Genomic DNA, 7,463 nt, shown 5'->3' with positions numbered 1-7,463 from the left:
CGTCGGCCTGTTTCCATCCTTGGAACGAATCATGGCCGTCGGTTTTTGAGGCAAATCTACAAAGCCGACGGATTCATTCGAGCATGAAATACTCAAATTGAAGGCGCACGGCTAGACGAGTTTCACGCAGGAAACTGTCACCATTTTGACGTCTGATTGATCTTGACGCAGTCGTTCCATCCCAGCTAAGCCTGCTGTCTGCCAGAACCTTCCGTGGTGCAGCTTGATTTTGATCATGGACATTGGTTCATTCACCTCCATCAACGCTGAACCACCTCTTGGAAACGATGACTCAAAAAATTTGTTGGGGTGGCATCCCGTCGCGGTGCCTCGTTTGGGCCAGGTTTCTGGTTGTCGGATGCTTGTTCTCCACCACGGTGAACGCTCAGTCGTCCGAGGATGATGTGCTGGCGAGTGAGTACTCCGGCTCGTTTGACAGCGTGACGGATCTGCCGGCCAATGAGATCGCCGACATGATCGATCAGACGTCCTACGCTCCGTGGACGGACGCCAACGCGACCGAGGGCGGCGTTGCCATTCACAGTGTTTCCGATTCATCGATTCAATTGATGAATCTGGAACGTCGGTTGGCCCAACAGGAATCGCAACTGGCTCGATTGCAGAACGGACCGGCTCGGCCGGGCAAGTTGTTCGCACGCTATGAAAGTGTGATCGTGCAGCCAGTTCAGAGCAATCAAACCGCCTTGATCGTCCAGACAGGCGACGAAGAATTCGCGACGGTCATGTTTCCCTGGGAAATGAAGCACAGCCCCCGTGTCACGCTTGGTTACGAACCACCGAGCAACAGTGTTGGATGGCAAATTCGATACTGGCAGTTCAACCACGGTCAGTCTTTTGTTGCCAATGAAGACAACGGCATCATCCAGCCGGGATGGCGAGCCGATGTGCCCTACCTCGTCGAAGACGGTGACGTCGCTTTGGGAGTGCAGCTCTTCGAAGAAGGGACCTTCACCAGCCGCGTCCGAGCCGATGTGATCGACCTGGAGGTCTCGCGGAATTTGATCCAACCTGTCGATGCATTCATCGGAATGCGATACGGCAAGTTCAGCCAAGCCTATTCCGCCGTGACCGACGAAGGTTCCGTCAATGCCATCACCGAATTCCGAGGGCTGGGCCCCACAATGGCCCTGCGTCTGCGGCAGACCTTGCCGCTGGATCGTCTGACGATGTTCGGGACGTTGCGAGGAGCGATGTTGTATGGGCAGAAAGATTTCTTGGGACGAGAGTCAAACTTTGGCAACACCCAACATGTTAACGGGATCGATTTGCGATCGTATGACGAAGGCGTGAATTCCTTTGCCGGCAGTCTCGAAATGCAAGTCGGCATTGAGTACACGATCACGGATCACTTCACGACGTTTGTGGCCTTTGAGGGCCAGCATCACTCCAGCGTCGGCGGCGTCAATCCGCCCGCCACCATGGAGGGCCGTGACGGCGACGTCACGGGCGACAGTGTCCTGGACGACGACCTGAGCTTCGTCGGGCTGACCACCGGCATCCAACTGCAATACTGATCCACGACGCATCCGTCGCAAAACATCGTCGCGAAACTCATTCCCGTCGCGAAACTCATTCCCGTCGCGAAACTCGTCAAGAGTTTCGTCCACTGCCTCCCCCGAATCATCGAAACTCTTGACAAGTTTCGCTACGAGTCGACGAGCTTTCGTTACAAGTATTTTGGATCAGGGCGACGGAAGCAGGCCGTTCTTTTCAAAAAAGAAAGCGTTTGCCAGACTTCGTCCCAGCCCGCTTCACCAAACAGCCGAATGCGTGGTGCGCCAGGCAATAGGCATCCGGTGTACGGGTAGGTCTGGAAATGATCTGTCTTGACCAAGCCTTTCCGTTCGGGATTTCTGGCGATGTATTCCATGGTGGATTCAATCGCACCGCGATCTAGTTCATGGTCCTTCAGAACATGATCATACGGTTGCAATTGGAATTGATGCCCGACTCGTTTCAAGCAGTCGTTTGAATTCAAGCGAAACGCTTTCATGGCGGGCAACTGATCCGAGTCATCGGCGAGCCCTGCCCACAGAAAGTGGATGTGGTCGGGCATCAAACAATAGATCGGACAAGCGATCTGATAGCGAAAGGCGGCGTGGGTCAGCAATTCTCTCATCTTGTAGAGAAATCGAGCGTCGAGCCAACCGGTGCGACGACCGTCAATCGTGCACACCCAATGCACCCATGCTTCGCCCCGGTAATACTCGGCCGGCAATCGTTTTAGCCGTTGCGGATGCTCGACAGTCATCCCACTATCGTAGCGAAACTCGTCAAGAGTTTCGACAACTGATGCACGTCGCGAAACACGTCAAGTGTTTCGTCTCCCCCGGATCATCGAAACTCTTGACGAGTTTCGCTACGCTGGTGGATCGCATCGATGAGCAACGCGTGCGTGGGAAGTCGCCGGGCAATCTGAGCGTGGGTCGATCGAATGCGTTCCAGAAAATCGACTGTCCCTGATTGAGACGCTCGCGAGCCTGGACGCGACCGTCGCAGCGTCCGAGAAGCGATTGTAGCGAAACACGTCAAGTGTTTCGTCTCCCCCGGATCATCGAAACTCTTGACGAGTTTCGCTACGCTGGTGGATCGCATCGATGAGCAACGCGTGCGTGGGAAGTCGCCGGGCAATCTGAGCGTGGGTCGATCGAATGCGTTCCAGAAAATCGACTGTCCCTGATTGAGACGCTCGCGAGCCTGGACGCGACCGTCGCAGCGTCCGAGAAGCGATTGTAGCGAAACACGTCAAGTGTTTCGTCTCCCCCGGATCATCGAAACTCTTGACGAGTTTCGCTACGCTGGTGGATCGCATCGATGAGCAACGCGTGCGTGGGAAGTCGCCGGGCAATCTGAGCGTGGGTCGATCGAATGCGTTCCAGAAAATCGACTGTCCCTGATTGAGACGCTCGCGAGCCTGGACGCGACCGTCGCAGCGTCCGAGAAGCGATTGTAGCGAAACACGTCAAGTGTTTCGTCTCCCCCAGAATCATCGAAACTCTTGACGAGTTTCGCTACGGATGGATCGCATCGATGAGCAATGCGTGCGTGGGAAGTCGCCGGGCAATCTGAGCGTGGGTCGATCGAATGTGTTCCAGGAAATCGATGGTCCCTGGTTGAGGGGCTCGCGAGCCTGGCAAAGGTCCAGGCTGAACGCCTGCTGGACTGAGAATGCAGTGGTGGTTCACGTCCAGGAACGTGGGGTCCCGCTGCGGCAACCGGACCCGGCCCGTGCTGGTGTATTCATCCAGCAACATCGCGAGCGAGTCTGGCAAGGCGACCGTCGCAGCGTCCGTCCAAAACGCAGTGTCGCGGCGCTGCGAAACGACATAGTGCATCAGCACAAAGTCACGCACCTGGGCGTAGACCTCCGTCATCCGTGCATGGAAGGCTTGGGTGTCGCAGGACCTTTTGTCAAAGACGCACGTGGAGACCGCCGCAGGCAAACAGTCCACAAGTTCGTCCAGGGCACGTTGGACCAAGAAGATCCCGGTGGACTCCAGCGGTTCGACAAACCCAGCGGACAATCCGATCGAGACGCAGTTGCCGACCCACGATGTCGGTCGCATGCCCACTCGCATCGGGACGGTTCTGGTCTCCGCCGTTTCCGCGTCGCCACCGACCAAGTCGATCAGTTCGTCTCGGGCGTCTTCGTCGCTGATGTGAGCCGACGAAAACACGTAGCCACAACCCGTGTTCTCATGCAGAGGGATCTGCCAGGACCAACCGGCGTTCATCCCGGTGCTGATCGTGAACGGTGGCAGTTCGATTGCGGGTTGGGCGTCGTTGCCTGGTTCGTTGCGAGACCGACGCAGCGTGACGGCGCGATCGCAGATCAATTGCTCGGACCAGTCAATCCATTCCGATTGCATCTCTTGTTCAATCAGCACGCTCGCAAATCCGCTGCAGTCGATGAACAGATCCCCTGCCACTGCGGTTTGCCCGTCCAGTGAAAGAGATTGAATGTTGCCTCGCTCATCGCGGATGGCACCGCGCACGTCCGCGACAACATGCTGGACGCCTTCGCTCACGGCGACCTCTTGCAGGAAGGCAGCCAGCTTTCCCGCGTCGAGATGAAACGCGTAGTTGTGCGCGAGACTCGGTTGGCCGGGCGCACGTGGACCTCGGCCCAGTTCGCACAGTTCGCGTTGGAAGCTGTAGTCGGTGTACTTGGAGTCGGCGGGCAACCAACCCTGGTGAACTCCCCGCTGCCAAGTGTGAATCAGGTCCACACCATCAATCGGGCTGCCACAAATCCCAAACGGGTGCCAGTAACGGTGTTGAGGGGTGACCCAGTGGTCGAACCGAATCGCCAGTTTGTAAGTCGCACCGGTCCGCCGGATGAAATCATCCTCGTCGATGCCCATGTTCTCGATCCAATCCACGATGGCAGGGATCGTCGCTTCGCCCACCCCGATCGGCGGGACACGAGCCGATTCAACAACCGTGACGCGGCACTTGAGTCGTCGTTTCAGCGTCGCTGCACTCATCCAGCCCGCTGTCCCGCCACCGACGACGACAAGGTGGCGATCGCTACCCGGTGGGCTGGCGTCAAGTTGTCGTTCGTGAAGCAGCCCAGGGCTGTCGTCGGTTTTCATCAGGCCAATTCCTCGATGCTGTTCACGGATCGATGCCACGCGTGTCTCAGGTTGCGGATGGGTCGTCGCGGGGCATGCATTGGGCAGGTTCCTCCTGGTGGTCGCTGGTCGGTGGCGAGTGGTTTTCGATCACCAGCGGCGGAGCATTCGCTTTCTTTCGAAGCCAATGGATGGATTTGCCGACCGGCGGAAAGCGAATGAGTTTGGCTTCCAATCGATGCTTGCCCGGAAAGTCCAACAACAGGACACCGATGGCCACGGTCAGCAACCCTTGTCCGGGAAGCACCAGCATTGCGATTCCGGCGAGCAACAACGACGCGCCCAACAAGTTCTTGACGATCAACCCTGACCATCGTAGCAACGGATGCTGGTCCGCAAACAGGGTTCGGGGCCGGTGTGGTTTCGCGAAGTAGTCAGCCGGGATTCGGACCACCAGAAAAGGCACCATGAGAAGGCTGCCAACGAATACCACCGCGGAGATGACGGCGGCCCACTGCATGGCACCCTTGTGTTCCAGGAGCTGTTCGTAGAGATGGTTCAAAAAGTTCATTGGATGGGGGCGAGCAGGCGGCAGACACGAACCAGGAACCGATAGGGAAGAGAACTTTCGGTGTACTCCGCTGCCGACGCAAGTTCGCTTTTGGCAAAATCGGCTTCCAGCATCGCTTCCACCTCACTCGCGAATTCTTGATTGATCATCAGCATCGTGATTTCGAAGTTCAATCGCATCGAGCGGTTGTCGAGATTCGCCGTCCCAATCAGCGAAGTGGAGTCATCGATCAACCAGACTTTTTGGTGCAAGAAACCTGGCTGGTAGCGGTAGATCTGGATGCCTGCTTCCTTGGCTTCTTCCAGGTAAGAGATGCCCGACCAATAGACATGCAAGTGGTCGGGGTTTTGCGGGATCAGGATTCGTACATCGACTCCGCGAAGGGCCGCCAGTTGCAATGCCGACATCAATTGTTCGTCGGGAATGAAGTACGGACTGACGATCCACAAACGGTCCTTGGCGGAATTGATTGCATGCAAGAAAAACAGCGTTCCTGTTTCAAGCATGTCCGCCGGTCCAGTCGGCAAACACGCGGCGACGACTTCCCCTCCTTCCTCGCGGACGGGGTTCCATTGAAGTTGGGGAAGCGATCCTGTGGCCCAGTTCCAGTCTTCCACGAAGGGGGCTTGAATGCAGAGCACGACCGGACCGCGAAGTTCGACGTGGGTGTCACGCCAGGGAGTGAGCACCGGGTGATCGCCGAGGTATTCATCACCGACGTTGTGCCCTCCTACAAACGCCACCTTGCCGTCCACCACCACAATTTTGCGGTGGTTCCTGAAATTCAGTTGGAACCGATTGCCTTTGCCCTGTGTTGTGTTGAAGGGAGAGATTTCGACGCCGCCGCTGCGGAGTTCCTGAATGTACTCAGGCGATAAATCTTTGCTGCCCAGTTCATCGTAGAGCACAAACACGCGGACACCTTCGGCGGCCTTTTTGAGAAAAGCGGCTTTGCATCTTTGCCCCAGGTTGTCGTCTCGCAAAATGTAGAACTGAAAGAGCACGTACTCTTCGGCTTGGTCGATGCTGTCCAGGATCGCATCAAAGGTTGCTTGCCCATCGATCAACAGTTTGGCGGAGTTGCCGGTGGTGATGGGAAGTCGGCTCAGGCGGTTGAGAAGACGCGACTGGCTTTCTTCGTAGGGTGTTTGAGGTACCAGCAAGAGATCGTCTTCCTCAAGTTCCGTTCGAGTGAGTTTGACGACCTCGCTGCTTGCGAGTTGTTCGCTGCGCCGCAGCAGATCGTATCCATCAAATTTTGACTGCCCGAGTGCCCAGTAGGCTGGGACGGCGACGTATGGCAGGGTGTTGAGACTGACTGCCCAGGCCACGGCACCCTGCGAGGTGCGTGTCGACATCACGGCTTGAATCGATGTCAGTGCGCCGAGCACATGCATGAACATGACAAACGCCGCGAACGCCCGTTTTCTCTTCGACCTCGGCTCTGGGGTTTCGGCGGAAGTGTCCGCGGGCTCAGAAGTTGGTTTGCTGCGTTGGGACATGGCGATGGCAACTTGTTTTGGTTGACGTCCACTCGAGTGGCAATTGCACCGTCGCTGAAGCCAGGGCGTGGTTCCGTCGTGACGGAGCGATTGTATCGGACGCGATGGGAACGAACCTTCATCGGTGAAATTTGTCGCTAGTTGAAACGTCACCTTTCCAGCCAAGCACCATCGTTCAGTCAGAAGACCAGTGTCTTCCGAATACCTCGATCACTTCGCCCCCTCACGCGACTCCCTTCTGCGTCTCGTTTTTCGCCACGTCGATGAGTCCATGTTGCAGGAAATTGCTGCGGCGGATTATGGGATGGACGCTGAAGAACATCTCAACCAACTTCGGGCAATTCCGAATGGAGCGATCCCGGTTCCGATGCGATGGGAGCCGAAGGAGGTGCTGGAGTTGATCCGCTGGTCTGAACCGGAAGATCCGACCTGGTCTCCGGGGTCATTCAGTTGGTCGAGAGTGCCAACAAGCTTGGTGACGACACGACGGTCGCCGCATTGCAGTTTCTGTGCTGGTGCATGCAGTCATCCAGCTTCGGTAAGTGGGATCGTCCCTCTTTCGCGGTTGCGATTCCGCTGGCAATGTGGTGCGTTTTGGGCTTCGATCATTCCGCGTTCACGAAGTCGCGAAACGCTTGAACTAAGGCTCATCCGACGGAAGGGTGCGCCCGAGGTTTTCAAGGCATGCACCGATGTCCGAATGTTCAATGATGGACGGCGTCCGTGTTGAAAACAACCCACCGGCATGCCGGTGGGCCGCGAAGCACGTTCGGCGCATCGGAGACCAAGCTATTC

The 7,463-nt window shown here is 56.9% G+C and carries 5 protein-coding genes; 1 reads left to right on the top strand and 4 read right to left on the bottom strand.

The window, feature by feature from the left end; all coding sequences use genetic code 11:
• The first annotated feature begins 287 nt into the window (after positions 1-287).
• The gene (locus PSR62_RS00895) at positions 288-1,535 is read left to right on the top strand and encodes a hypothetical protein (protein ID WP_274405952.1); all 1,248 of its coding nucleotides are present in this window, start codon (positions 288-290) and stop codon (positions 1,533-1,535) included.
• Positions 1,536-1,687: 152 nt separating this feature from the next.
• Here PSR62_RS00895 and PSR62_RS00890 read toward each other — a convergent pair whose 3' ends face one another.
• The 4 genes from PSR62_RS00890 to cls all read right to left on the bottom strand — a co-directional run bounded on the left by PSR62_RS00890 (position 1,688) and on the right by cls (position 6,563).
• On the bottom strand, positions 1,688-2,272 hold the full coding sequence (locus tag PSR62_RS00890; protein ID WP_274405951.1) for a hypothetical protein: 585 nt from the start codon (positions 2,270-2,272) through the stop codon (positions 1,688-1,690).
• Positions 2,273-3,032: 760 nt separating this feature from the next.
• Positions 3,033-4,616, bottom strand: a complete 1,584-nt coding sequence (locus PSR62_RS00885; protein WP_274405950.1) for a tryptophan halogenase family protein — start codon at positions 4,614-4,616, stop codon at positions 3,033-3,035.
• Positions 4,617-4,662: 46 nt separating this feature from the next.
• The gene (locus tag PSR62_RS00880) at positions 4,663-5,166 is read right to left on the bottom strand and encodes a PGPGW domain-containing protein (RefSeq protein WP_274405949.1); all 504 of its coding nucleotides are present in this window, start codon (positions 5,164-5,166) and stop codon (positions 4,663-4,665) included.
• The gene (cls, locus tag PSR62_RS00875) at positions 5,163-6,563 is read right to left on the bottom strand and encodes a cardiolipin synthase (RefSeq protein ID WP_274408310.1); all 1,401 of its coding nucleotides are present in this window, start codon (positions 6,561-6,563) and stop codon (positions 5,163-5,165) included. The genes PSR62_RS00880 and cls overlap by 4 nt, the downstream gene beginning before the upstream one ends.
• Between the last annotated feature and the right edge of the window lie 900 nt (positions 6,564-7,463).

This window comes from Rhodopirellula sp. P2 (assembly GCF_028768465.1).
In the GTDB taxonomy this organism is placed as follows: Bacteria; Planctomycetota; Planctomycetia; order Pirellulales; family Pirellulaceae; genus Rhodopirellula.
This window is presented reverse-complemented; position numbering and strand designations above follow the sequence as displayed.

What these genes read in the sequence shown, in the direction of transcription:
- PSR62_RS00895 (WP_274405952.1), top strand. Translation starts at nt 288, where the DNA reads ATGACTCAAAAAATTTGTTGGGGTGGCATCCCGTCGCGGTGCCTCGTT.
- PSR62_RS00890 (WP_274405951.1), bottom strand. Translation starts at nt 2,272, where the DNA reads ATGACTGTCGAGCATCCGCAACGGCTAAAACGATTGCCGGCCGAGTAT.
- PSR62_RS00885 (WP_274405950.1), bottom strand. Translation starts at nt 4,616, where the DNA reads ATGAAAACCGACGACAGCCCTGGGCTGCTTCACGAACGACAACTTGAC.
- PSR62_RS00880 (WP_274405949.1), bottom strand. Translation starts at nt 5,166, where the DNA reads ATGAACTTTTTGAACCATCTCTACGAACAGCTCCTGGAACACAAGGGT.
- cls (WP_274408310.1), bottom strand. Translation starts at nt 6,563, where the DNA reads ATGCATGTGCTCGGCGCACTGACATCGATTCAAGCCGTGATGTCGACA.